This window comes from Paraglaciecola sp. MB-3u-78 (assembly GCF_002835935.1).
Taxonomy (GTDB): domain Bacteria; phylum Pseudomonadota; class Gammaproteobacteria; order Enterobacterales; family Alteromonadaceae; genus Paraglaciecola.
This window is the reverse complement of the sequence record NZ_PJCF01000042.1, coordinates 1-1129: the sequence shown is the minus strand read 5'-3', so window position 1 is coordinate 1129 and position 1129 is coordinate 1. Positions and strand designations below refer to the sequence as shown.

At 38.1% G+C, this 1129-nt stretch carries 1 protein-coding gene; it reads left to right on the top strand.

Features of this window, described 5'->3' with window-relative positions; translation table 11 throughout:
• Positions 1-314: 314 nt before the first annotated feature.
• Positions 315-1129 (top strand): integron integrase (locus CXF95_RS26215; protein ID WP_101201407.1); only part of this gene is annotated, 815 nt, incomplete at its 3' end.

The following is a 1129-nucleotide window of genomic DNA, read 5'->3' as shown; positions in this document are numbered from 1 at the left end:
TTTTTTTATCCAGTATTTAAATCACATATTTGGCTGTTAAGTTTGCCTATCACCCTCACAAATGGGCTCCCTGAGCTTGCTCGGCAAATTTAACAGTTTAATCAGTCGGCTTGCCCCGTATTTAAACACGGTGACACGCCGGATATTTATTTTTTCTATTTTTATCATATTTCCTAAGTGACTGTATAGCCTAATTTTTCATTCCCCTATAAAAATTATAATGACAAGACTTGGCCAGACACCTTGATCTTGCGAATATGCGGAACTAGACTTAATACTGTATATTAAAACAGTATTAAGTTAGGAGCATAAAGATGTCTAAATCACCCTTTTTACAACTCATTTCTGACACTATGTTTGAGCGGCGTTACGCCAAACGTACGATAGAAACCTATTTGGTTTGGATAAAGGGTTACATCTATTTTCATCAAAAAAAACACCCTGTACAAATGGGAGATATTGAGGTTGAAGCCTACTTAAATCATTTAGTATTAAAAAATGATGTCGCAGCCAGCACTCAGTCAACTGCCTTAAATGCGCTGGCTTTTTTATATAGGGAGATAATAAAACAGCCCCTAAGCCTAGATTTACGTTTTGTTAAAAGTGCCAGACAAGTGAAACTGCCAGTGGTTTTAACATTTGCTGAAGTAAAACGTTTTTTTGAGCATGTGAATAGTAACCACAGACTCGCCATTTCAATACTGTATGGTAGTGGTTTACGTTTAATGGAGTGTGTCAGGTTACGTGTACAAGATATCGATTTTGATTATAAATCACTACGAGTATGGAATGGGAAAGGAGGCAAACATAGGGTTGTGACCTTAGCAGATGAGTTAATCCCAAGTTTGCGTCAGCAAATCGTTTTAGTTCAACAGTATTTGTCTGCTGATTGCCATCATTCTGATTTTCAAGGAGTTTGGTTGCCACATCGATTGAGAGTTAAATATATCTCAGCAGCAAAGGATATCAAATGGCAATACCTGTTTCCTTCTAGGCAGTTATCAAAAGATCCCGAAACAACCTTTCTACGCCGCCATCATATCGATGAAACATCTCTACAAAAAGCGGTAAGACATGCCGCAAAAAAGGCACAAATTGACAAACACGTCACCCCCCACACCCTACGTCA